This is a genomic window from Saccharothrix xinjiangensis (genome assembly GCF_039527585.1).
Lineage (GTDB): Bacteria > Actinomycetota > Actinomycetes > Mycobacteriales > Pseudonocardiaceae > Actinosynnema > Actinosynnema xinjiangensis.
The window spans coordinates 407,299-428,987 of record NZ_BAAAKE010000004.1; the positions used below are offsets into that span (position 1 = coordinate 407,299).

A 21,689-nucleotide genomic window follows, 5' to 3' on the forward strand; every position below is an offset into this window, starting at 1 on the left:
GGGGTCCTGAACGTTCGACTCGCGCGTCCCGAACGTACGACACGCGATGTCCGACCGGACGACACGCGATGTCCGACCGGACGACACGCGATGTCTGAGTGGACGACACGCCGACGGGAAGGGACCGGCTACGCGAGGTGGGCGGCTTGGCAAAGTTGGAGCCGCTCGTGGTTTCCCGTATGGCCTGGGCGCAGCCCTACCGCGCTTGTCAAGGGGTCCGCACGCCCTTCGCGGACCCCTTGACAAGGGTGGTCGCCTCCGGCAGGCCATACGGGAAACCACGAGCCCCACGCACTTCCCCCGGAGGCCTGCCCAGCGGCGAGCGACCGCCCGTGAACCCCGCGAACCTATGAAAAGCCCGTGAACCGAAAACCCGAACTCAACCCAGGAACACGTTCCGCCGTTGCGTGAGCAGCCGGTACAGGGTCTGCTGGATCGTCTCCCGCACCTGGTCCGTCAGGTTGAACACCAGCATCGGGTCGTCCGCCGCGTGCTCCCCGTACTCGTCCGTCCGAATCGGCTCACCGAACTCGATGTACCACTTCGACGGCAGCGGAACCGCCCCCAGCGGCCCCAGCAACGGGAAGAACGGCGTCACCGGGAAGTAGGGGAACCCGAACAACCTGGCCAACGCCTTGATGTCACCGATCTTCGGGTAGATCTCCTCCGCGCCCACGATCGAGCAGGGGATGATCGGCACCCCGGTGTTCAGCGCCGCCGAGACGAACCCGCCGCGCCCGAAGCGCTGGAGCTTGTACCGGTCCTTGAACGGCTTCCCGATCCCCTTGAACCCCTCGGGCCACACCCCGACCAGCTCACCGGAGCGCAGCAACCGCTCCGCGTCGGGGTTGCACGCCAGCGTCTGCCCGGACTTCCGCGCCAACGCGCCCAGCACCGGCGTCTTGAACACCAGGTCCGCCCCGAGCATCCTCAGGTGCCTGCGCGCGGGGTGGTCGTTCCGCACCGCGAACGCCGTCATCAGGGCGTCCAGGGGCAACGTCCCGGAGTGGTTGGCCACGATCAACGCCCCACCCCGGGCGGGCACGTTGTGCATGCCGATCGTCTCCACCCGGAACCACTTCTCGTACAGCGGCCGCAGCGGCGGCATGAGCACGTGGTCCGTGAGGTCGGGGTCGAACCCGAACTCGTCCACCTCGTACTCGCCCTGGAGGCGCCTGCGCGCGAACCTCAGCAGCTCCGCCAGGTGGCGCTCCCACTCGGCCGCGCCTTCGGCCGCACCCCCACCACCGCCCCCAGCCTCAGCCTCAGCCGCAGCCGCAGCCTCAGCCCCAGACGCGGACGCGGACGCGCGCTCAGCCTCCCGAGCCCCACCCCGTCGTCGGGGCACCTCCCGGTCCGCACCGTGCAACGGGATCACCCGCGCCTCTGCCACGTCCACCTCCTCACCCTCGCCCAAGCCGCGAACCCGCTAACGCCACCGGGCAGCCGCGCCGAGCACCTTCCGCTCCACCGCCGCCACCACCTCCGGATCGACCAACGGCCGCAACGCCCGCCCGCTCACGTAATCGTCGAACGCCTGCTGCGTGGTCCACCGGGGCGTGAACCCGAACTCGGTCTTCAACAACGTCGTGTCCACCACGCGCCCCCAGTTGAGGAACCTCATCTGGTCCGGCGAGAAGTCCACCAACCGGGCGCCCCGGAGGAACCGCCCCATGGTCGGCACCGCCGCGCTGGGCACCCTCAGGTTCACCCTCCCGGCCCGGCGGATGGCCTGCGACAGCAGCAGCACGCCGTCGCCACCCACGTTGTACACCCCGGGCAGCTCGTTCAGCGTCGCCCGCTCCAGCACCGCCAGCGCGTCCTCGGAGTGCAGCAGCTGCACGCGCGCGTCGTACCCCAGCACCGTCGGCACGACCGGCAGGGCGAAGTACCTGGTCAGCACCGTGTCGATGCGGGGCCCGATGAAGTTCGTGAACCGCAGCGCCGTCACGCCGACGTCCGGCCGGCGCCGCGAGAAGCTCCGGACGTAGCCCTCGACCTCCACCGCGTCCTTGGCGTACCCGCTGGACGGCAGGTCCTTGGGCCCCATGTCCTCGGTGAACACCGCCGGGTCGCGCGAGCTGGACCCGTACACCGCGCTGGTGGACTTCACCACCAGCTTGCGCACGTGCGGCGACTTCTGGCACGCGGCCAGCAGCTGCATCGTGCCGATGACGTTCATCTCCTTCAACGCGCTGCGGCCGGTCGGCCCGGCCGGGTTCGCGTTCACCGAGGCGTGCACGACCGTGTCGACCTGCGCGGTGGCGATGACCTTCGCGATGAGGGGGTTGCGGATGTCGGCCCGCACGAACTCGGCGCGCCCCATGCGGCGCAGCACGTCACGCGGCGGCGGCTCGGTGTCCACGCCGAGCACGCGTTCGATGTCCGGGTTGGCCGCGAAGCGCGCGGCGAGGTGGCCGCCGAGGAAGCGGCTGCAACCGGTGACGAGAACGACCTTGGGCGCCATGCGACTCCATGTCCGGTGCTGCGACTCGACGATGCTAACCGGGTTCGCGCCGACGCGAAGGACGGCGGCGCCAGGTCCAGGAGCAGGTCACCGGGACTCCACCACCCGGATGGCGCAACCGCGGGGCTTCACCTCCCCGCCACAGCGGACCCCGCCACAGCGGACCCCGCCAACAGCAAACACCGCCGGCCCCGGCACGAGACCGGGGACCGGCGGTGTGAGAACCCGCAGGGGTTACTTGCCGCGCTTGCGACGCTGCACCCGCGTCTTGCGCAGCAGCTTGCGGTGCTTCTTCTTCGACATGCGCTTGCGGCGCTTCTTGATGACCGAGCCCATGCGGGTTCCTTAACTACTAGACGTCGGTTGCTCTCCACGCGCCGGTGGAGACACCCGTCAAGAGGGCGCGCCGACACCAGGCACGAACGGCCTACCACTTTACCCGGCGGCCGGCGCGGGCTCTCAGGCACCCGCCCCGAGGGCCGCGCCAACACCCGCCACCGCCTCCTCGACCGACCGCCGGCCAACCGCCAACCGGTCATCAGCCAACCCTCCGGCCATCGACCAACCGGCCGTCAACCGACCCGCCGACCAGCCGTCAGCCGGCGTCGAAGTAGGCGTTCCGCAGGTACTCGTCCACCGCCTTCTCCGGGACCCTGAACGACTTGCCCACGCGCACCGCCGTGAGCTCTCCGGAGTGCACCAACCGGTACACCGTCATCTTCGACACGCGCATCACGAGCGCGACCTCGGCGACCGTCAGGAACTTGACTTGGCCGAGCGACTTCTCCTCCGCAGGCATGGATCACCGCGTCCTTCGACACGCGTCGTGCCGTCGGCTTCCCCACCGACGGTTCGACACGCACGTGCTCCTCTGAGAGTAACGGGACACGTGGGACTGGTGCGACGGCCAATGGCGGAATCAGTCCTCTTCGTGGGCCTGCCCCAGCTCGACCGAGCGGTCGCGGGCGGCCTCCAGCGCGGCCAGCATGGCGGCCCGCACCCCGTGCTTCTCCAGCTCGCGGATGGCCATGATGGTGGTGCCCGCCGGGGACGTGACGGCCTCGCGGAGGATCACCGGGTGCTGGTCGCCCTCGTTCAGCATGGTGGCCGCGCCGACCGCCGACTGGATGATGAGCCGCCCGGCGAGGTCGCGCGGGATGCCGAGCAGTATGCCCGCGTCGATCATGGCCTCGACCAGGTAGAAGAAGTACGCGGGCCCGGACCCGGACAACGCCGTCACGGCGTCCTGCTGGCCCTCGGGCACCCGCGCGACCTGGCCGACCGTGCCCAGCAGCTCCTCGACCAGCGCGAGGTGCCGGTCCGTCGCGTACCGACCGGCGGAGATGGCGCTCATCGCCTGCCCGACGACCATCGGCGTGTTCGGCATGACCCGGACCACCGGCGTGCTGTCGGGCAGCCGGCGCTCGAACAGCGAGGTCGGCAGGCCCGCGCACAGCGACACGACCAGCGTGCCGGGCTTGAGCACGGGGTTCAGCTCGTCGAGCAGCGGCTCGATGTCCTGGGGCTTGACCGCGACCACGAGCACGTCGGCCCGCTGGGCGGCGCCCGCCACGTCCGTGCCCTCCACGCCGTACCGCGCGGTCAGGGCGGCGGCCCGCTCCGGGTGCTTCTCGGTGAACAGCAGCTCATCGGCCTCGCGGCCACCCTGCAACAGCCCGGACAGCAGGGCTTCACCGATCTTGCCAGCCCCCAGCACGGCGATGGTCGTCATGCCCTTAGCCTGCCACGCCGCACCAACCGGGAATCCCACACCCGGCCCAGCCCTCGGAACCACCCTCCCAGCCCCCGGGAGCCACCGACCGGGTCCAGAACCCACCCGGCCCCGGAGCCCCACCCAGCCCCGGAGCCCACGGGCTCAGCCCCCGAACGCGCCCCCCTGCGCAGCCGGCGTCAGGGCCAGCTGCCGCGCCTGGCACACGAGCCGCCCCGCCGAGTCGACGACCACCGCGTCCTCGTCGAACCACTGCCCGTGCACCGCGCTGCACGACACGCGCACCCGCAGCCACCCGGGCGCGGGCTCGGCCCGCAGCAGCGCCGTCAGCTGCACCGTGGGCGACCACCCGAACCGACCGAGGTTGAACGTCACCGGCATCGAGATGTCCCCGGCGACCAGCGCGAAGTACGGGTCCGGCCGCCCGTCGAGCGGGCGCGCCCACAGCCTCAGCACCAGCGGGCCGCCGACCTTCCCCGCCAGGAACCCGGCCCCCTCGGGGTCCAACCGCACGTCGCACGCCGACCCGAGCTTGTAGACCCCGCCGGGGCCCATCGACGACAGGTCCACGGCGTTCGGGGGCGGCGCGGCGGGCATGTCGGGCAGGTCGGCGTGGGCCGGCGGCTCCGTCGGCATCCGCCCGACCGTCACCACCGCCTCCACGCAGCTGAGCCCGCGCTGCTCCAGCACGGCCGCCACCACGGTCGCCGTGCGCCCCGCCTTGCGCACCTCCGTCCTGATCAGCACCGGGCCGACCTCCGGCGCGCGCAGGAACTGGGCGCTCACCGCCAGCGGCGCGGGCTGGTCGGGCATCACCGCCCGCGCGCCGTCCACGGCCGCCCGCGCCAGCAGCGCCAGCAGGAACCCGCCGTGCGGCTTGGGCCCGACCGTCCACCCGGCGGGCAGCGACGCGGTGTACGTGCCGTCGCCCAGGGGGCGGACCGCACTGGCTACCGAGAAGGACACGGGGCTCCTCACGACCGGCCGAGCAGCGAGCGCAGGAAGGACGCGGCGTCCGCCGGGCGTTCGGCCAGGCGGCGCACCAGGTGGCCGTACCACTGGTCGCCGTACGGCACGTGGACGCGCACCACGTGCCCCTCGGCGACGAGGTGCCGTTGCGCGACCGGGCGGACGCCGTACGGCAGCTGGCACTCGAAGCTGTCGACGGGCCGCCCGTACCAGCGGGCGCGTTCGGCGACGATCTCCAGCAGCCTCGGGTCGCGGGTGGCGAACACCGGGTGGCCGGGGGCCTCCAGCAGGGTGTTGGCGCAGCGGACGTAGTTGAGGTCCACCTCGTGCGGGTCGGTGAGGGCCACCGACCCGGGTTCACCGCCCGCGGGGTCGCCGCACAGCCGGACGCGGGTGCCGGCCAGCTCGCGGCAGTCGTCGGCGGTGCGCCGCAGGTGCGCCCGGAGGGCCACGCCCGTCGACGGCCAGGCGCGGCGCAGCTCGGCCAGCACGCGCAGGGTGGGCTCGACCGCGTCGTGGCGCTCGACGTCGAGGGTGACCGTGGTGCCGGCCTGCTCGGCGGCGGCGCAGACGCGGGAGGCGTTGGTCAGCGCCAGCGCCTCGTCCAGCGCCTGCCCGACGGCGGACAGCCTCACGTCGACCTCGACGTCCGCGGCCAGGCCGGCGGCGTGCAGCTCGTCGAGGAGCCGCAGGTGGGCCAGCACGGTCCGCTCGGCGGCCGACCTGGTGACCGCGTCCTCGCCGAGGTGGTCCAGGGTGACCCGCAGGTCGTCGCCCACCAGGCGGCCGGCCACGTCGAGCGCGTCCGCGGCGGTCTCGCCGGCCACGAACCGGCGCACCACGTCGCGGCTGACGGGCGCGGTGGCGACGACCCTGCGCACCGCCTCGTTGCCCGCGGCGGCCAGGATCAGGGTCCGCAACGGATTCACGATCAAGACCCTAACCCGAGCACGGCCGCGCGGACCCGGCCCACCGCTCTTGAACGCACGACACGCCGGACCCGATCGTGTGACACGCGCGAGGTTTGCCGACCTGGGCGTTGAACTCGGGGGTCCTGGACGTACGACACGGTGGTCCTGGACGTTCGACACGGGGGTCCTGGACGCACGACTCGCGCGGGGAGGGTCAGGTGGGGAGGTGGCGGCGGGCGAAGGCCAGGGATTCGGCCAGGAGGGCGGTGCGGTCGGGGGCCGTGCGGGCGCGGCGGGTGTTGACCTCCAGGACGACCTGGCCGGTGAAGCCGGTGCGGGTCAGGTGGGCCAGCAGCTCGGCGCACGGCTGGGTGCCCCGGCCCGGCACCAGGTGCTCGTCCTTGGGCAGGCCGGAGCCGTCGGCCAGGTGGACGTGGGTGAGGTTGTCGCCCATCCGCTTGGCCAGCTCCATGGCGTCCACGTGCGCGGCGGAGGCGTGCGACAGGTCCAGGGTGTAGTTCCGGTGCCCCACGTCGGTCGGGTCGATCGACGGCCGGAACGCGGTGATCTGCACCGAGCGGCCGCGCCCGAGGGGCCGGCGGACCGGGAACATGTTCTCCACCGCGATCGCCACGCCGCTGTCGTCCTCCAGGGACGCCACCAGCTCGGGGAACGCCTCGGCGTAGCGCCGCTGCCACGCGAACGGCGGGTGCAGCACGACCGTGCGGGCGCCCAGCTCGCCGGCCGCCACGACGCTGCGCCGCAACCGCTCGGCCGGGTCGGGCGACCACACCCGCTGGCTGATCAGCAGGCACGGCGCGTGCACGGCCAGCACCGGCACGCCGGTCCGGTTCGACAGCCGGCGCAGCGCGCCCACGTCCTGGCTGATCGGGTCGGCCCACACCATGACCTCGACCCCGTCGTACCCCAGCTCGGCGGCGGCCTCGAACGCGGCCCCGGCGGGTTGCGGCCACACGGCCGCCGTGGACAGGCCGACCGGGATCACGTCCTCACCACCGGATCAGGACTTCACCAGCAGCATCGCCGCCGGTGAGACCGTCACGATCAGGCCGACGAGCACGGCCAGCACGGTGGTCTGGAGGTCGTCGGCCCGGCGGATCTTGCGGACCAGCATCACCAGGCCGACGGTCACCACCAGCGCCACGACCAGGGCCGCGGGCGCCAGGGTCCGCCACAGGAAGTTGAAGCCGAGCCACAGCGCCGCGCCGCCGACCACACCGACGGCCAGCTGGCCGAGCATGACCAGCCACTCCTTGCCCGCCGACCGGTCGCCCCCGGGCTCGTCGTCCACCTCGTCCACGTCCGAGAGCCCGGCGGGCTCGTCGTCGTCGAAGCGGCGGCCGCGGGACGGCGGCGCGTAGTCGTCGTCCTCGTCCTCCTCGTCGAGGTCGACGTAGGGGTGGAACTGGGTGCTCTCCGGCTCGGGTCGCGCGCCGCGGTCACCGCGTTCGAGCCGGTTGGCGACGCCGGGGCCGCCCTCCGGCCCGTCGTCGCCGAACCAGTCCTCGGCGGACTGGTCGGGCAGCGGCTCGGGCAGCCTCGGCGGCGCGGGCGGCACGATCAGCACCGACTCGGTGGGCAGCGACTCCAGCGGCACGTTGGGCCTGAGCTCGTCCGGGACCCGCGGCAGCACCTCGGTGACCGGTTCGCGCACGGGCGGCGGCACGGGCGGCGACACCGGGCGGACCAGGCTGGTCCGCGCGGCCTCCGGCACCACGGGCGGCGTGAGCCTGGTCGCCTCGGCCCCGACGGGCGGGGTCAACCGGGTCGCGTCGGGGCCGACCGGCGGGGTGAGCCTGGTCGCCTCGGCGCCCACCTGGGGGTTGAGCCTGGAGAGGTCCGGCGCGGACGGGGCGGGCGGCACGGGCGGCGCGGGCGCGCCGGACCGGACCGGCTCGGCGCCGAAGTCGTCCACGATCGGCGGTACGACGCGCGTCTCCTCGGCCGGGTCGACGTCCGGGGCGCGCCTGCGCCCGCCGAGCTCCGGCGCCACCGGCGACCGCGTGGCTGGCGGCGCGGCCCGGGAGGGCGGCTCACCGCGGGGCGGCGCGCCGGCCACCGGCGGTGCGGCGGGCGGCGGCTGGACCGGCGGCTGGTAGGCCGTCCGCTCGGCCTCGACGTCCCGCGGCGGGGGCGGCGGGGTCTGCGGCGGCTGCGCGGGGGGCTCGTCCCGCACCGGCAGCAACCGCCCGCTGTCGGAGTTGACCCGCTCGATGATCGCCTGTGGAGCGGTGTCCGAGGCGTCCTCGGCCCGTCGGCGTCGCCGCCGCGGCGCCACCTCGCCGCCGGCGCCGCCGCCGTACTGGGCGAGCAACTCCGCGACGGTGCGCTGGGTCCGCTCCGACTCGCTCTCTCGACTCATCAACTCCACCGTGCCCCGTGGCGGCCAGTCCGTCCAGTGTCACCGGTCCGGCGGGTGCGACCCGCCTCGGCGTCCTGGTCCAGTCCATTAGTGTGGTCCAGCCGGCGCAGGATGACACCTTCCCGCAGGGCCCAGGGGCAAATCTCCAGTTCGCTCAGTGACAGGGCTCGCATGGTGGCCTCCGCCACCATCGCGCCCGCCACCAACTGGTGCGCCCTGCCGGCGCTCACCCCTTCGAGATCGGCCAGGTCGGCGGCCGGCATCCGCGAGATGAACGCGATCAGCTGCCGCAGACCGGCGTCGGTCAGCACCCGCCGCGCGCGCGGCCCGGCAGATGATGGCGCGGCACCGGTCAACCGCGCCAGCGTCCGGAAGGTCTTTGAGGTCGCAACCACTCGATCGGGTTCACCCGCTCGGCGGAGCTTCTTGGCCACCGGCGCGAGCTGGTCGGTCAGCCACTCGGCGGTCTCGCGCACCTCGTCCCGCGTCGGCGGGTCGTGCGCGAACCGCGTGCGCGTCAGCCGGCCCGCGCCCAGGGGCACCGAGAACGCCTCCTCGGGCGCCTCGTCCACGCCGATGGCCAGCTCCAGCGACCCGCCGCCGATGTCCAGGCACAGCAGCCGGCCCGCCGACCACCCGTACCAGCGGCGCACCGCGAGGAACGTGTACCGGGCCTCGTCCTCGCCGGACAGCACCTGGAGGTCCACGCCGGTCTCGCCGCGCACCCGCTCCAGCACCTCGGCCGAGTTGCCCGCCTCGCGCACCGCGGACGTGGCGAACGCCATCAGGTCCTCGCAGTCCAGCCGCTCCGCCGCCGCCTTGGCCGCGGCGACGGAGCGCACCAGCTGGTCCGCGCCCCGGCGCGAGAGCATGCCGGAGCCGTCCAGCTGCTCCGCGAGGCGCAGCACGGACTTCTCCGAACTCATCGGCGTCGGGTGGGCACCCCGATGAGCGTCCACCACCAACAGGTGGACCGTGTTGGAACCGACGTCAAGCACCCCGAGGCGCACGCGGTGCACCGTACCTGGTCGGGGTGATCAGGACTCGAACTTGTATCCCAGTCCGCGCACGGTCACCAGGTGCCGGGGCGCCGACGGGTCCGGCTCGATCTTCGACCGCAGCCGCTTGACGTGCACGTCCAGGGTTTTGGTGTCGCCGACGTAGTCCGCGCCCCACACCCGGTCGATCAGTTGGCCGCGGGTCAGGACCCGGCCCACGTTGCGCAGCAGGTACTCCAACAGGTCGAATTCCTTGAGCGGCAGGCTCACCTCGGCGCCGTCGACGGTCACCACGTGCCGCTCGACGTCCATCCGCACCGGACCCGCCTCCAGGACCTGCGGCAACAGCTCCTCGGACTCGCCGCCGCGGCGCAGCACCGCGCGGATGCGGGCGATCAGCTCCCGCGCCGAGTACGGCTTGGTGACGTAGTCGTCGGCGCCCAGCTCCAGGCCGACGACCTTGTCGATCTCGCTGTCCCGGGCGGTGACCATGATCACCGGCACGGCGGAGCGGGCGCGCAGCTGCTTGCACACGTCGGTGCCGCTCATGCCCGGCAGCATCAGGTCGAGCAGCACGATGTCCGCGCCGTTGCGGTCGAACTCCTCCAGCGCCTCCTGGCCGGTGGCCGCGAGCGCCGCGGTGAAGCCCTCCTTGCGCAGCAGGAAGGCGAGCGGATCGGCGAAGGAATCCTCGTCCTCCACGATGAGCACCCTGGTCACAGCTCTCCTCCGTGGTTGCCTGCCGCGCCGGTCGGCACGGTGGTCAGCTCCTGCCCGACCGGGTCGGTCCCGGTCAGCGCCGCCCTGGGCAGGTCGGCGGTCGGCTCGTCCTCGTCGGGGTGGGCCGGGAGGCGCAGGGTGAACGTGGAGCCGGTGCCGGGCAGGCTCCACAGCTTCACCTCGCCGCCGTGGTTGTTGGCGACGTGCTTGACGATCGCCAGGCCGAGGCCCGTGCCGCCGGTGGCCCGCGAACGGGCCTTGTCGACCCGGTAGAAGCGCTCGAACACCCTGGTCTGCTGGTCCTCGGCGATGCCGATGCCGCGGTCGGTGACGGCGATCTCGACGTACCCGTCGACGAGCTTGCGGCTGACCGAGACGGGGCTGCCGGGCGTCGAGTACGCGACCGCGTTGTCCAGCAGGTTCGTCAGCGCGGTGACCAGCAGCGTCCGGTCGCCCTCGACGATCAGGCCGCTGGGCTCGTCGGTGGTGACGGCGATGTCGGCGCCCTCGGCGACGAGCTTGGTGCGGCTCATCGCCTCGCTGATCACCACGTCGACCTCGACGGGGCTCAGCTCGGGCAGCTTCTCCGCGCCCTGGAGCCGCGACAGCGCGATCAGCTCGGTCACCAGCGTGCCCAGCCTGGTGGCCTCCTGCATGATCTTGGCGCTGAACCGGCGCACCTGCTCCTGGTCGTCCGAGGCGTCCAGCACCGCCTCCGCCAGCAGCGCCAGCGCGCCCACCGGGGTCTTCAGCTCGTGGCTGACGTTGGCCACGAAGTCGCGCCGGGTCGCCTCCAGCCGCACGGCGTCGGACTCGTCGGACGCCTCGACCACGACGAAGCCCTCGACCAGCACCTTCACCGACGCGTGCACGGCGGTGGGCTGCCGCCCCTTGATGACCTCCAGCGACGACAGGTCCACCGAGACCACGTCACCGCCCTGGCGGGCCAGCTCGGCGGCCCGGCGGGCCCGCTCGTCCACCCGGCTGCCGCGCACCACCCCCAGCTCCTCGGCCCTGGCGTTGTGCAGCACCACGTCGCCGAAGCCGTTGAGGACCACGATGCCGTCGTGGGAGGAGCGGACCACCATGGCCATCAGGTCGGCGACGGTGAGGCCCTTGGGGCGGTTGTCGCGGGTGCGCGCGGTGACGCGGCCGACGATGAACGCCACACCGCCGATCAGCAGAGCGCCGATCGACAGGACGAAGTAACCCGTTGCGGTCACAATCGCATGGTAAGCAGCTCAGGGCGGGTATGGCCTAGTGCGCGAACGTGGTTCGTGACTCCCATGACACGTCCGAGACCGATGTTCTCTCGGCAGACGACCGCAGTTCACCCAATCGTGTCCAATTGAGTCGGGTCGTGTTCGGACAGGTGCAGGTTCGCCGACGCCAGGTCCTCCTCCAGGTGACGCGCCGAGGACGTGCCGGGGGTGAGGAGCGCCCGGGCGTTCTCGGGGGCGGCGGGCCGGCCGAGGGCGTTGGGGCCCACGTGGCGGGGCTGCGTGCGGTCGTTCGCGCTCGGTGCGCTCGGTGCGCTCGGTGAGCCGGCCGCGCTGGACCGGGGTTGGACGGGCGCGGCGGCGGCCCGCGCGCCGGGGGTGTCCCCGTGCGCGGGCCGCCGCCGCGTGGTGGAGCTGACGACCGCGCTTCGGCGGCCCCTGGTTCAGCGGCCCTGGTTGGCCACGGCCTTGATCGCGTCGGCCGCCGCGTCCGGGTCCAGGTAGGTGCCGCCCGCGGTGATCGGCTTGAGGTCCTCGTCCAGGTCGTAGCGCAGCGGGATGCCGGTGGGCACGTTCAGGCCCGCGATGGCCTCGTCGGAGACGCCGTCGAGGTGCTTGATCAGGGCGCGCAGCGAGTTGCCGTGCGCGGCGACCAGGACGGTCCGGCCGGCCCGCAGGTCGGGCACGATGGCGGACTCCCAGTAGGGGATCATCCGCTTGACCACGTCCAGCAGGCACTCGGTGAGCGGCAGGTCGGCGCCGAGGTCCGCGTAGCGCGGGTCGCTGTCCTGGCTGAACTCGGCGCCGGTCTCGATGGGCGGCGGCGGGGTGTCGTAGGAGCGGCGCCAGAGCATGAACTGCTCCTCGCCGAACTCCTCCAGGGTCTGCTTCTTGTTCTTGCCCTGGAGCGCGCCGTAGTGGCGCTCGTTGAGGCGCCAGTCCCGGCGCACCGGGATCCAGTGCCGGTCGGCCGCGTCGAGGGCGATGTTCGCGGTGGAGATCGCGCGCCGCAGCAGCGACGTGTGCAAGACCTCCGGCAGCACCCCCGCCTCGCGCATCAGCACGCCGCCGCGCTTCGCCTCGTTGACGCCCTTCTCCGACAGGGGGACGTCCACCCAGCCGGTGAACAGGTTCTCCGCGTTCCAGACGCTCTCGCCGTGGCGGAGCAGCACCAGGGTTCCGACAGCCATGGGCGTCAGCCTGCCAGATGGGGTGTGCCTGCTCACGCGGGTGGTCGCTGTGATCTTTATCGGTGCAGCGGGCCGGTCGCTCCAGCCGGTCCGCCGCACCGGTTCGAGCGCGGGGGTCAGCCGCCGAGCGCGCCGGTCAGACCACCCAGGCCACCACCCAGGCCACCGGTCAGACCGCCGCCCAGGGCGCCGCCCTGGCCATCGCCGGCGGTGGTGCCGCTGGTGCTGCCCAGGCTGCCCAGCGGGCCGCTCATGCCGGTGCCCAGCATCGAGAGGAGCCCGCTCACCACCGGCAGCTCCGGGATGGCCTTGGCGACGTCCGCCGGCGAGCCGGCCTGGGTGCCGGTCTGGGAGCCGAGGTCTCCGAGGTTGCCGGGGGCGGCGAAGGCCGCCGGGGCTGCGAACAGGACCGCTGCCGTCGCGCCGGCCACGACGACCAGCCTTCCAAGGGTGCGCATGCGTGGATCTCCGTAATGAATCATCGGGGGATGTGCGAAGTGCACCCGGACATGCTGGTCCGGACCCGGTGCCCGGACCACCCCGGAACCAGGACATAGACACGATCGTGGGAACGACCCGCCACCGTCGGGTTACCAACACCGGGTGGGGTGGTGGGACGAGTGGGACGACCGGCCCGGTCCAGCGGCGGCGGCAGCGCCAGCAGCGGCAGGCGGGGCGGCGGGCAACAGCAGGCGGGGCAGCGCGGCGGCGCGGCAGGGCGGCGCGGCGCGGTGGTGGCGCGGGGCGGTGGTGGCGCGGGGCGGTGGTGGCGCGGGGCGGTGGTGGCGCGGGGCGGTGGTGGCGCGGTCGGGCGCGACCGGTGTTCCCGGTCGCGCCCCGCCGGGTCAGGACGCGGTTTCGCGGGCCCGGAGGTCCTTGCGCAGGATCTTGCCCGCCGCCGACTTCGGGATCGCCTCGATGAACTCCACCACCCGCACCTTCTTGTGCGGCGCGACGTGCGCGGCCACGAATTCCATCACGCCCGTGCCGTCCAGCGACGAACCCGCCTGGCGCACCACGAACGCCTTCGGCACCTCCTCGCCGTCCGCGTCGCGCACGCCCACGACCGCCGCGTCCGCGATCTCCGGGTGCGTCAGCAGCACGGCCTCCAGCTCGGCCGGCGGCACCTGGTAGCCCTTGTACTTGATCAGCTCCTTGACCCGGTCGACGATGGTGACCAGGCCGGCCTCGTCGATCACCGCCACGTCGCCGGTGTGCAGCCAGCCGTCCGCGTCCAGGGTCGCCGCGGTGGCCTCGGGGTTGTTCAGGTAGCCCTTCATCACGTTCGGGCCGCGGCACCACAGCTCGCCGCGCTCGCCGGGCCCGACGTCCTCGCCCGTGGCCGGGTCGACCAGGCGGCACTCCATGTTCGGGATGATCACGCCGACCGTGCCGACGGAGATGTCGTCGCGGCCGCCCGGGATGGCGTGGCTGACCGGGCTCATCTCGGTCATGCCGTAGCCCTGGGAGACGCGGCAGCCCAGCCGCTCGGCGACGGTGGCCGCCAGCTCGACGTCCAGCGGCGCGGCGCCGGAGAAGATCGTCTCGATGCCCGAGAGGTCGTACTGGTCGACCAGCGGGTGCTTGGCCAGCGCCACCGCGACCGGCGGGGCGATGTAGACGAGGTTGGTGCGGTGCTCCTGGATCACCCGCAGGAACTCCGGCAGGTCGAACCTCGGCATGGTGACCACGGTCGCGCCCACGTGCAGGCCGTTGTTCATCAGCACCTGCATGCCGTAGATGTGGAAGAACGGCAGCACGGCGAGGATCTTGGTGGTGTCGCCGACCTCCAGGATCGGGCCGCACTGGACGATGTTGGCCACCAGGTTCCGGTGGGTCAGCATCACGCCCTTGGCCCGCCCGGTGGTCCCCGACGAGTACGGCAGCACGGCCACGTCCTCGGCCGGGTCGATCTCCACCGACGGCACGGGGTGGTCGTTGGCCAGCAGCTCGCCCAGGCTCGGGTAGCCCTCCGCGCCGTCGAGCAGGACGACGTCGGTCACGTCGGCCTTCTCCGCGCCCGGCGCGGCGTTGGGCAGCAGCACCGACACCGTGAACAGCATCTTCGCGCCCGCGTCGGCCAGCTGGTGCGCGACCTCGTCGGCGGTGTAGAGGGCGTTGATCGTGGTCGCCGTGGCGCCGGCGCGCAGGACGCCGTGGAAGACCACGGCGTAGTACGGGGTGTTCGGGCTGAGGATGCCGACCACGTCGCCCTTGCCGATGCCCCGCGCGGCCAGCGCCGCGGCCAGCCGGTCGACCGCGCCGGCGAGCTGGGAGTAGGTCAGGGACGCGCCCGAGCCGCCGTCGACCAGGGCCACCCGGTCGGTCCGGTCGCCGAGGTCGGCGAACAGCAACTCGTGCAGCGAGACGTCCGGGACCTCGACATCGGGGTACGGACTGCGGAAGACCATGCGGCTGCCTCATTCTCCCGAGGGGGCGGTGATCCCGCCATCGTGTGGTACACACCACTCCCGGTCAAGGCGCGCCAGGGACGAAACCGGTGGTCTCACCGACACGAGCCAGCGTTACTTAATTCGGCTAAGAACACTCGGACGGAGTAGCGCCGGCCCTTGTGGTGATCACCGCGGATCTGCCAAGTTGGCAGGGCCTCGCGGGTCGGCTCCCACGCACTCCGACGACTCGCCTGGCGCCAACCGCGGTTCGCTTTCCCCCCGTCGAACCGCGGGCCCGCTGGGAACACCGGGCTCCCCCCCGCCCGGGATCCACCGCAGCGGGGACCAACGCGGGGCGGCTTGAGCTCGCGACTCCCCCTCTCTCCCAAGCCGCCCCGCGCTCCCGCGGGGCAACTCTGCGTAGACCTCTTACTTCGGAAGAGTTACCTCCGTCAGTGAACCCTTGCGCCGCCGCCACCACAGGTACGCCGCGACTCCCGGGACACCGAGCACCAGCGCGAACGGCAGGACCGCGCCGATCACGACCAGCAGCACGTTGAGGCCGGACACGAGGGCCCGCCAGCCGTCGGCGAACGCGCCCAGGAAGTCGTCGTCGTCCGGCGCGGGGGCCGTCGGCTCGACCGGCCGCTCGCCGATGGTCACGGTCAGCGTCGCCATCGCGACCTGCCCCTTGAGGGTGTCGTTCCTGCGTTGCAGCGACTCCAGCTCCGACAGGCGCTTGGTCAGCTCGGCCTCGATGTCGGTGATCTCGGAGGTGGAGCCGGCGCGCTCCAGCAGCGCGCGGACGCGCTCCACGCTCGCCCGCTGGTTGGCCAGGCGCGCTTCGACGTCCACGACCTGCTCGGTCACGTCCTCGGTGCGCACCTCGCGGCGGACGACCTCGGCGCCGTCCAGCTCCGCGATCGACTTCAGGGCGCCGTCCAGCCGCTCGCCCGGCACGCGGAGGGTGACCGAGGCCCGGCCCGGTGTCGCGTTCTCCTGCGCCGAGTAGCCGCCCTGGACGGTGACCAGGTCCTTGAGCCTGGTCAGCGTGCCGGTGACGTCGGCGGCGACGAGTTCCACCGTCGCGCTGCGGACCAGGTGCCGGGTCGCCTGCTCGGCGGTCGGCTGGTCGGCGGCTTGCCGGTCGGCGGCCGACTGGTCCTCCGGCGAGCCCTTCTCGAAGCCGCCCGGCGTCTGCGCCTGGGCCGGTGCGGCCACGTCGGGCGCGCCGGACGACGAGTCGCTCGACGCGCTGCACCCGGCCAGCGCCACCAGGGCCACCAGCACCAGCGCGATCTGTCTGCCCATCTGTTCCTCCCCTTCGTCGGAGGAGGGACGGGGAACGGGGTCAGACCAGTTGCGCCGGGACGATCACGATTCGGACACCAGGTGCTTGAACGCCTGGAGGTTCGCCAGCGACTCGCCGCGCGAGACGCGCCAGTCCCACTCGCGCCGGATCGCGCCCGCGAACCCGATCTCCAGCAGGGTGTTGAAGTCGCCGTCGGCGGCCTCCACGACCTGCCCCAGCACCCGGTCCAGCTCGTCCGGCGTCACGGCGTGCGGCGCGATCCGGCCCACCAGGTAGATGTCGCCGATCGTGTCGATCGTGTAGTGCACGCCGTAGAGCTTCGCGTTGCGCCGCAGCAGGAACCGGTAGACCTCCTCGTGCGCCTCGTCGGGCCTGCGGCAGACGAACGCCTCCACGACCAGCGCGTGCCTGCCCACCACCAGCCAGCAGTTGGTCTGGAGCTTCTTGGCGCCGGGCAGGGTCACGAAGTACTTGCCCGGTTCCTTGTGCTCGTAGCTCAGCTCGCGGTCGTCGAGGGTGGTCCGGATCACCTCGTCGGTGGTTCGGATCACCTCGCCGGTGGTCGGGTTCTTCGAGTTGTGGGTGGTCGAGTCGGTGTTCAAGCGAAGACCTCTTCTCTGAAGACCTCGCCCGCCTGCGCGTACGCCGCCAGGAGCGAGTCCGTGGTCCGGTCCCAGGAGAACCGGTGGGCGTGGCCGACCGCGTTGGCCGCCAGTTCCTCGCGCCGCCGCAACGCCGCCTCCGCGAGCGCCCGCGCCCACGCGCCCGGCTCGTGGCCGTCGACCAGCACGCCGGACACCCCGTCGCGCACCGCCACCGGCAGCCCGCCGACCGCCGCCGCCACGACCGGCGTGCCGCACGCCTGCGCCTCCAGCGCCACCAGGCCGAACGACTCGTTGTGGCTGGGCACGGCCACGACGTCGGCGGCCCGGTAGACCCGGGCCAGCGCCTCGCCGCCCTGGGGCGGGAGGAACCGCACCACGTCGGAGATGCCCAGCTCGGCGGCCAGCCGCACGAGTTCGTCGGGGGTCTTCAGGCCCGAACCGGACGGACCGCCGACCACGAGGACCACCAGGCGGGCCCGCAGGGCCGGGTCCCGGGCGACCATCTCCGCCGCCGCCCTGAGCAGGACGTCCGGCGCTTTCAGCGGCTGGATGCGGCCCACGAACGCCAGCACGACCGCGTCGTGCGGCAGGTCCAGGGCTTCGCGGGCCCGGGTCGGGTCGTCGGGCGTGAACCGCTCCAGGTCGACGCCGGGCGGGACCACCAGGACCTTGTCCGGGTCCGCGGCATAGAGGTCGACCAGCTCGCCGGCTTCGACGTCGGTGTTCGCCACCAGGCTGTCCGACTCGGCGACGACCTGCTCCTCGCCGATCACCCGCATCCGGGGTTCGGGGGTGTCGTCGGCGGCCAGCGCCAGGTTCTTCACCTTGGCCAGCGTGTGCGCGGTGTGCACGAGGGGCACGCCCCAGCGCTCGCGGGCCAGCCAGCCGACCTGGCCGGACAGCCAGTAGTGCGAGTGCACGACGTCGTAGTAGCCGGGCTCGTGCCGCGCCTCGGCCCGCAGGACGCCCGCGGTGAACGCGCACAGCTGGCCGGGCAGCTCCTCCTTGCCCAGGCCCTCGAACGGGCCGGCCACGACGTGCCGCACCTTCACGCCGGGCGCCAGTTCGGCGACCGGCGGCAGCTCGGAGGAGGTGGCGCGGGTGAAGATCTCCACCTCGACGCCGAGCCGCGCCATCCGGGTGGCCGTCTGCACGATGTAGACGTTCATGCCGCCCGCGTCGCCCGTGCCGGGTTGCTCCAGGGGGGAGGTGTGCACCGACAGCACCGCCACCCGCTTCACCGGGAGTCGTCTCACCGGGAGTCGTCTCACCGACCGACCTCCATCGCGAAGTCCACCAGGTTGCCGGCGGGTGGGGCGCCCGGCTCTGTGGCCGTGCTGTGCACCACCAGTGTCGGGTGGTCCGCCCTCTTGGGCACGGTGGAGCTGCCAACGTCACGTTGGAGCGGGTGCCGGGTGTTCTCCGCGGTGAGGAGAGATGTCTGCACGACTCAGGTCAACGCTCGGGTCGTCGCATCGCTTCCCCGGGGGCGGGGTTCACGGGAGGAAAATGAGGTTCACGGGCTTGAAGGGCTTGAAGGGCTTGAAAGCGGCGCTCGCCGCTGGGCAGGCCGCCGGGGGGAAGGGCGTGGGCTCGTGGTTTCCCCGTATGGCCTGCCTGAGGCAACCACACTCGTCAAGGGGTCCGCGAAGGGCGTGCGGACCCCTTGACAAGCGCGGTTGGGCTGCGCCCAGGCCATACGGGGAAACCACGAGCTGGGTGTCGTGTGCGCCGGCGCGTGAGTCAGAGCGCGGACATCTCCTGCCACTGGGACCAGGGGAGCTGCCAGTCGTACCAGTCGTACTGGGCCGGGAGGGTGGTGATCGAGTTGGTCACCTCTACCGGGTCGCCCACCAGGGCGCTGTCGTAGTAGGCCTTGGCGTCGGCTTCCAGGAGGTTGGCGCAGCCGTGGGAGGTGTTGTTCTTGCCGATGTTGGCGGCGTTGTCGTTGTTCTCGTGGATGAACTCGCCGTGGTTGGAGAAGCGGACCGCCCACTTCTTGAGGACGTTGGTGTAGCCGTACCTGGGGTTGTCGAAGCTGAACTCGGTGAACTTCTCCATGACGACGAACGTGCCGTTCGGGGTGGTCAGCTCGGCGTCGTTGTCCCGTCCGAAGGACGCCGGGTAGGAGGCGACGGTCTGGCCGTCGCGCTGGACGACCAGTTGGTGCGTCGGGTTGTCGATCTTCACCACCTGGTTGCGGCCGATGGTGAAGTCGCTGGTCACGTCCGCCCGGCCGTACGCGCCGTTGCCGTAGGGGACGCCGTAGAGCTTGGCCTCGACGTGGACCTGGGTGTTCGCCGGCCAGTACTTCTCCGGGCGGTAGTGCACCTCGCGCGAGGTGAGCCAGGCCCAGCTGCCCTGGACGTTCGCGGTGTTGGTGACGGTCAGGGCCTTCTCCACGGTGGCCCGGTCGGTCACGTCGGCCTCGAACTTGACCATGATGGGGATCGCCACGCCGACGGTCTGGTCGTCGCCCGGGAACAGGGTGGCCCGCACCTGGGAGGCCGGGTTCAGGGTGGTGAAGGCGCCGGTGAGGTCGACGGGTTTGCCGTCGGTGCCGGTGGCGCGGCCGGTGTAGGTGTACTTCTTGCCGAAGCCCAGGGGTTCGGTGGTCGACCACGACTTCTTGTCGTCGGCGAGCTTGCCCTCGACCGCCTCGCCCTCCGCGTTGGTCAGCGCGACCTGGTCGATCGTGCCCTCGGCCACGGTGACCTGGACCGGCGCGCTCACCGGCGCGTCGGTCGCGCCGTCGGCGGGCGCGGTGGTGAACTTGGCGACCGGCGGGTTGTCGCCGCCGACCGGCTTGGCGGTGCCCTGTTCCACGGTGGCGCCGCAGCCGGCCAGCAGCGTGAGCGCGGCCAGCAGGGCAACAAATCTCCTGTGCACAACGACCTCCTGGTCGGAAGACGTCCGACGCGGCTCCCGGTGCGGGTGACATGCCTCACACGGGCGCGTTCCCCGTGCGTGTGACTTACCCGGTGGGTGCGCGGCCCGCACCTAAGATCGCTGCGTGAACCGTCCTATCGCAGTCGTGACCGGAGCCAGCGCGGGCATCGGTGAGGCCACCGCCCGGCGGCTCGCCGCCGAGGGCTTCCACGTGGTGCTGGGCGCCCGGCGGCTCGACCTCCTCCAGGGTATCGCGGCCGAGATCGGTGGCACGGCCCTCGAACTGGACGTGACGTCGCTCTCGTCGGTCGAGGCCTTCCTCTCCGCCGTCCCCGCTGCGCGGGTCCTGGTCAACAACGCCGGGGGCGCGCGGGGGCTGGCCACGGTGTCCGAGGCGGACGAGGACCACTGGCGGTGGATGTGGGAGACCAACGTCCTCGGCACGCTCCGGATCACCAAGGGGCTGCTGCCGAAGCTCATCGACTCCGGTGACGGCCACATCGTCACCGTCACCTCGATCGCCGCGTTCGAGGCCTACGACAACGGCTCCGGCTACACCTCGGCCAAGCACGCCCAGTCGGCGCTGCACCGCACCCTGCGCGGCGAGCTGCTGGGTCAGCCGGTCCGCCTGACCGAGGTCCTGCCGGGCATGGTGGAGACCGACTTCTCCGTCAACCGCTTCGACGGCGACACCGAGCGCGCCTCGGCCGTCTACCAGGGCCTCGCGCCGCTCACGGCCGACGACGTGGCGGACGTGATCGCGTTCGCGGTCACCCGGCCGTCGCACGTGAACCTGGACCAGATCGTGCTCAAGCCCCGCGCGCAGGCGTCGGCGAGCCGCGCGCACCGCACGTGAGCAGGTCCACGTCGAGCTGGTCGAGCACCGGCTGGACGGGGTTGGCGAACCCCCGGCTGCCGCTGCCGCCCAGGTAGAGCCCGACGACCCGGTTGGCGTCGTCCAGGAGGACGGCGCCCGAGTCGCCGTGGTCGGCGAAGCGCGGGGTCTCGATGCGGATCTGGTCGTGCAGCGTGCGCACGCCCAGGCCGACGCCGAAGTCGAGGGTGATCGCGGCGTCCGTGGACGCCACCACGCCCTCGGTGACGCCGGTGGTGCGCCCGCGCTTGCGCACCCGCTGGCCGACCCGCGCGCCGGCGTGCCCGCGCACCGGGCCCAGCTCCGCCACCTCGGCCCGGTGGCGCGGGGTGGTGAGCAGGATCGCGGCGGCGTCCACCCGGGACGACAGCGCGGCCCGCGCCAGCGCGCCGACCCGGTCGTGCACGGGGTGGCCGCCGTCCACGCGGGACGGGTGCACCATCGGGTCGCCGACCGCCCACGCGTCGTCCACGCAGGCCACGTGGAACGCGGTCAGGCCCATCACCACGAGCCTGCGGCGGGGCGTGACCAGCGCGCCGAGCGTGCCCGCGACCACGTAGTCGTCCGGTTCGGGCACGTCGGGCGGCACGAACCGGATCGCCCGGCCGGGCCCGATCCCGATGCCGCCGACGAGCAGGTCGTGCCGCTCGGCGCCGCCGACGCCCTCCGGCGAGGCGATGGTGTGGTGCGGCGAGAAGGAGTCCTCCACCACGTCGGTGGGCACGCCCAGCACGTCGGTCGGGATGGTGAACTGGGCGGCGGGTCCCTTGCGGCGCACGAACACCACGATCGCCAACTCGCCGGTCCGGCGCCCGCGCGCGGTCTTCTCGCCGAGGTCGACGCCCACCACGCCGGGCCGACCCAGGAAATCGTCCTCCACCAGCCTCTTTATCGGCCTGACGGCCGCGCGCTCGTCGTCTTGGTGAGCCATGACGGCCTCCCGCGGGTACCCCTAACACCATGAAACGCGCGCAGTGAGCATTCGTCACACGGAGTCACCCGTTCGGCCGGTCGGCTTCTCCGGCA

The 21,689-nt window shown here is 72.6% G+C and carries 22 protein-coding genes; 1 reads left to right on the forward strand and 21 read right to left on the reverse strand.

Annotated elements, in window-relative coordinates; translation table 11 throughout:
• Positions 1-379: 379 nt before the first annotated feature.
• From ABD223_RS12555 to ABD223_RS12650, 20 genes are all read right to left on the reverse strand, one after another.
• Positions 380-1,393, reverse strand: a complete 1,014-nt coding sequence (locus ABD223_RS12555) for a lysophospholipid acyltransferase family protein (RefSeq protein WP_380647931.1) — start codon at positions 1,391-1,393, stop codon at positions 380-382.
• 36 nt (positions 1,394-1,429) lie between these two features.
• Positions 1,430-2,467, reverse strand: coding sequence for an NAD-dependent epimerase/dehydratase family protein (locus tag ABD223_RS12560; RefSeq protein ID WP_344036276.1), 1,038 nt, complete (start codon positions 2,465-2,467; stop codon positions 1,430-1,432).
• Positions 2,468-2,701: 234 nt separating this feature from the next.
• Positions 2,702-2,803, reverse strand: coding sequence for a 30S ribosomal protein bS22 (locus ABD223_RS12565; protein ID WP_015105422.1), 102 nt, complete (start codon positions 2,801-2,803; stop codon positions 2,702-2,704).
• Between the two features lie 259 nt (positions 2,804-3,062).
• Positions 3,063-3,266, reverse strand: a complete 204-nt coding sequence (locus ABD223_RS12570) for a helix-turn-helix domain-containing protein (RefSeq protein ID WP_033428478.1) — start codon at positions 3,264-3,266, stop codon at positions 3,063-3,065.
• 120 nt (positions 3,267-3,386) lie between these two features.
• Complete coding sequence (proC, locus tag ABD223_RS12575; RefSeq protein WP_344036277.1) at positions 3,387-4,199, reverse strand: pyrroline-5-carboxylate reductase; 813 nt, start codon at positions 4,197-4,199, stop codon at positions 3,387-3,389.
• Between the two features lie 144 nt (positions 4,200-4,343).
• Positions 4,344-5,165, reverse strand: coding sequence for a thioesterase family protein (locus ABD223_RS12580; RefSeq protein WP_344036278.1), 822 nt, complete (start codon positions 5,163-5,165; stop codon positions 4,344-4,346).
• An 8-nt stretch (positions 5,166-5,173) separates the two neighbouring features.
• Positions 5,174-6,097, reverse strand: a complete 924-nt coding sequence (locus ABD223_RS12585) for a proline dehydrogenase family protein (RefSeq protein ID WP_344036279.1) — start codon at positions 6,095-6,097, stop codon at positions 5,174-5,176.
• 196 nt (positions 6,098-6,293) lie between these two features.
• Positions 6,294-7,085 carry a sugar phosphate isomerase/epimerase family protein gene (locus tag ABD223_RS12590; RefSeq protein ID WP_344036281.1) on the reverse strand — a complete coding sequence of 264 codons (792 nt, stop codon included), beginning with the start codon at positions 7,083-7,085 and terminating at the stop codon, positions 6,294-6,296.
• Positions 7,086-7,100: 15 nt separating this feature from the next.
• On the reverse strand, positions 7,101-8,462 hold the full coding sequence (locus ABD223_RS12595; protein ID WP_344036282.1) for a hypothetical protein: 1,362 nt from the start codon (positions 8,460-8,462) through the stop codon (positions 7,101-7,103).
• Positions 8,462-9,472: a Ppx/GppA family phosphatase gene (locus ABD223_RS12600; protein WP_344036283.1), complete on the reverse strand. Its 1,011-nt coding sequence runs from the start codon at positions 9,470-9,472 to the stop codon at positions 8,462-8,464. Before ABD223_RS12600 ends, ABD223_RS12595 begins: the two co-directional genes overlap by 1 nt.
• A 27-nt stretch (positions 9,473-9,499) precedes the next feature.
• A complete protein-coding gene (locus ABD223_RS12605) occupies positions 9,500-10,180 on the reverse strand; it encodes a response regulator (protein WP_344036284.1) in 681 nt (226 codons plus the stop codon).
• Positions 10,177-11,403 carry a sensor histidine kinase gene (locus ABD223_RS12610; protein ID WP_344036285.1) on the reverse strand — a complete coding sequence of 409 codons (1,227 nt, stop codon included), beginning with the start codon at positions 11,401-11,403 and terminating at the stop codon, positions 10,177-10,179. Before ABD223_RS12610 ends, ABD223_RS12605 begins: the two co-directional genes overlap by 4 nt.
• 107 nt (positions 11,404-11,510) lie before the next feature.
• Positions 11,511-11,669: a hypothetical protein gene (locus ABD223_RS12615; RefSeq protein WP_344036286.1), complete on the reverse strand. Its 159-nt coding sequence runs from the start codon at positions 11,667-11,669 to the stop codon at positions 11,511-11,513.
• A 174-nt stretch (positions 11,670-11,843) separates the two neighbouring features.
• The gene (locus ABD223_RS12620) at positions 11,844-12,590 is read right to left on the reverse strand and encodes a phosphoglyceromutase (RefSeq protein ID WP_344036288.1); all 747 of its coding nucleotides are present in this window, start codon (positions 12,588-12,590) and stop codon (positions 11,844-11,846) included.
• A gap of 116 nt (positions 12,591-12,706) precedes the next feature.
• On the reverse strand, positions 12,707-13,048 hold the full coding sequence (locus ABD223_RS12625; protein WP_344036289.1) for a hypothetical protein: 342 nt from the start codon (positions 13,046-13,048) through the stop codon (positions 12,707-12,709).
• Between the two features lie 387 nt (positions 13,049-13,435).
• Positions 13,436-15,001: an AMP-binding protein gene (locus tag ABD223_RS12630; RefSeq protein WP_344036290.1), complete on the reverse strand. Its 1,566-nt coding sequence runs from the start codon at positions 14,999-15,001 to the stop codon at positions 13,436-13,438.
• A gap of 411 nt (positions 15,002-15,412) precedes the next feature.
• Complete coding sequence (locus ABD223_RS12635; RefSeq protein WP_344036291.1) at positions 15,413-16,294, reverse strand: DUF4349 domain-containing protein; 882 nt, start codon at positions 16,292-16,294, stop codon at positions 15,413-15,415.
• A 63-nt stretch (positions 16,295-16,357) separates the two neighbouring features.
• Positions 16,358-16,843, reverse strand: coding sequence for a type III secretion system chaperone family protein (locus ABD223_RS12640; protein WP_344036398.1), 486 nt, complete (start codon positions 16,841-16,843; stop codon positions 16,358-16,360).
• Positions 16,844-16,893: 50 nt separating this feature from the next.
• Positions 16,894-18,156 carry a D-inositol-3-phosphate glycosyltransferase gene (gene mshA, locus ABD223_RS12645; RefSeq protein ID WP_417750555.1) on the reverse strand — a complete coding sequence of 421 codons (1,263 nt, stop codon included), beginning with the start codon at positions 18,154-18,156 and terminating at the stop codon, positions 16,894-16,896.
• A gap of 487 nt (positions 18,157-18,643) precedes the next feature.
• Complete coding sequence (locus ABD223_RS12650) at positions 18,644-19,789, reverse strand: L,D-transpeptidase (protein ID WP_344036293.1); 1,146 nt, start codon at positions 19,787-19,789, stop codon at positions 18,644-18,646.
• Between the two features lie 124 nt (positions 19,790-19,913).
• Here ABD223_RS12650 and ABD223_RS12655 point away from each other — a divergent pair, with 124 nt between their 5' ends.
• Complete coding sequence (locus ABD223_RS12655; protein ID WP_344036294.1) at positions 19,914-20,645, forward strand: SDR family NAD(P)-dependent oxidoreductase; 732 nt, start codon at positions 19,914-19,916, stop codon at positions 20,643-20,645.
• Here ABD223_RS12655 and ABD223_RS12660 read toward each other — a convergent pair.
• Positions 20,599-21,594, reverse strand: a complete 996-nt coding sequence (locus ABD223_RS12660) for a chymotrypsin family serine protease (protein WP_344036295.1) — start codon at positions 21,592-21,594, stop codon at positions 20,599-20,601. The genes ABD223_RS12655 and ABD223_RS12660 overlap by 47 nt on opposite strands.
• Positions 21,595-21,689 lie beyond the last annotated feature (95 nt).

What these genes read in the sequence shown, in the direction of transcription:
- ABD223_RS12620 (WP_344036288.1), bottom strand. Translation starts at nt 12,590, where the DNA reads ATGGCTGTCGGAACCCTGGTGCTGCTCCGCCACGGCGAGAGCGTCTGG.
- ABD223_RS12565 (WP_015105422.1), bottom strand. Translation starts at nt 2,803, where the DNA reads ATGGGCTCGGTCATCAAGAAGCGCCGCAAGCGCATGTCGAAGAAGAAG.
- ABD223_RS12630 (WP_344036290.1), bottom strand. Translation starts at nt 15,001, where the DNA reads ATGGTCTTCCGCAGTCCGTACCCCGATGTCGAGGTCCCGGACGTCTCG.
- ABD223_RS12560 (WP_344036276.1), bottom strand. Translation starts at nt 2,467, where the DNA reads ATGGCGCCCAAGGTCGTTCTCGTCACCGGTTGCAGCCGCTTCCTCGGC.
- proC (WP_344036277.1), bottom strand. Translation starts at nt 4,199, where the DNA reads ATGACGACCATCGCCGTGCTGGGGGCTGGCAAGATCGGTGAAGCCCTG.
- ABD223_RS12635 (WP_344036291.1), bottom strand. Translation starts at nt 16,294, where the DNA reads ATGGGCAGACAGATCGCGCTGGTGCTGGTGGCCCTGGTGGCGCTGGCC.
- ABD223_RS12625 (WP_344036289.1), bottom strand. Translation starts at nt 13,048, where the DNA reads ATGCGCACCCTTGGAAGGCTGGTCGTCGTGGCCGGCGCGACGGCAGCG.
- ABD223_RS12595 (WP_344036282.1), bottom strand. Translation starts at nt 8,462, where the DNA reads ATGAGTCGAGAGAGCGAGTCGGAGCGGACCCAGCGCACCGTCGCGGAG.
- ABD223_RS12660 (WP_344036295.1), bottom strand. Translation starts at nt 21,594, where the DNA reads ATGGCTCACCAAGACGACGAGCGCGCGGCCGTCAGGCCGATAAAGAGG.
- ABD223_RS12570 (WP_033428478.1), bottom strand. Translation starts at nt 3,266, where the DNA reads ATGCCTGCGGAGGAGAAGTCGCTCGGCCAAGTCAAGTTCCTGACGGTC.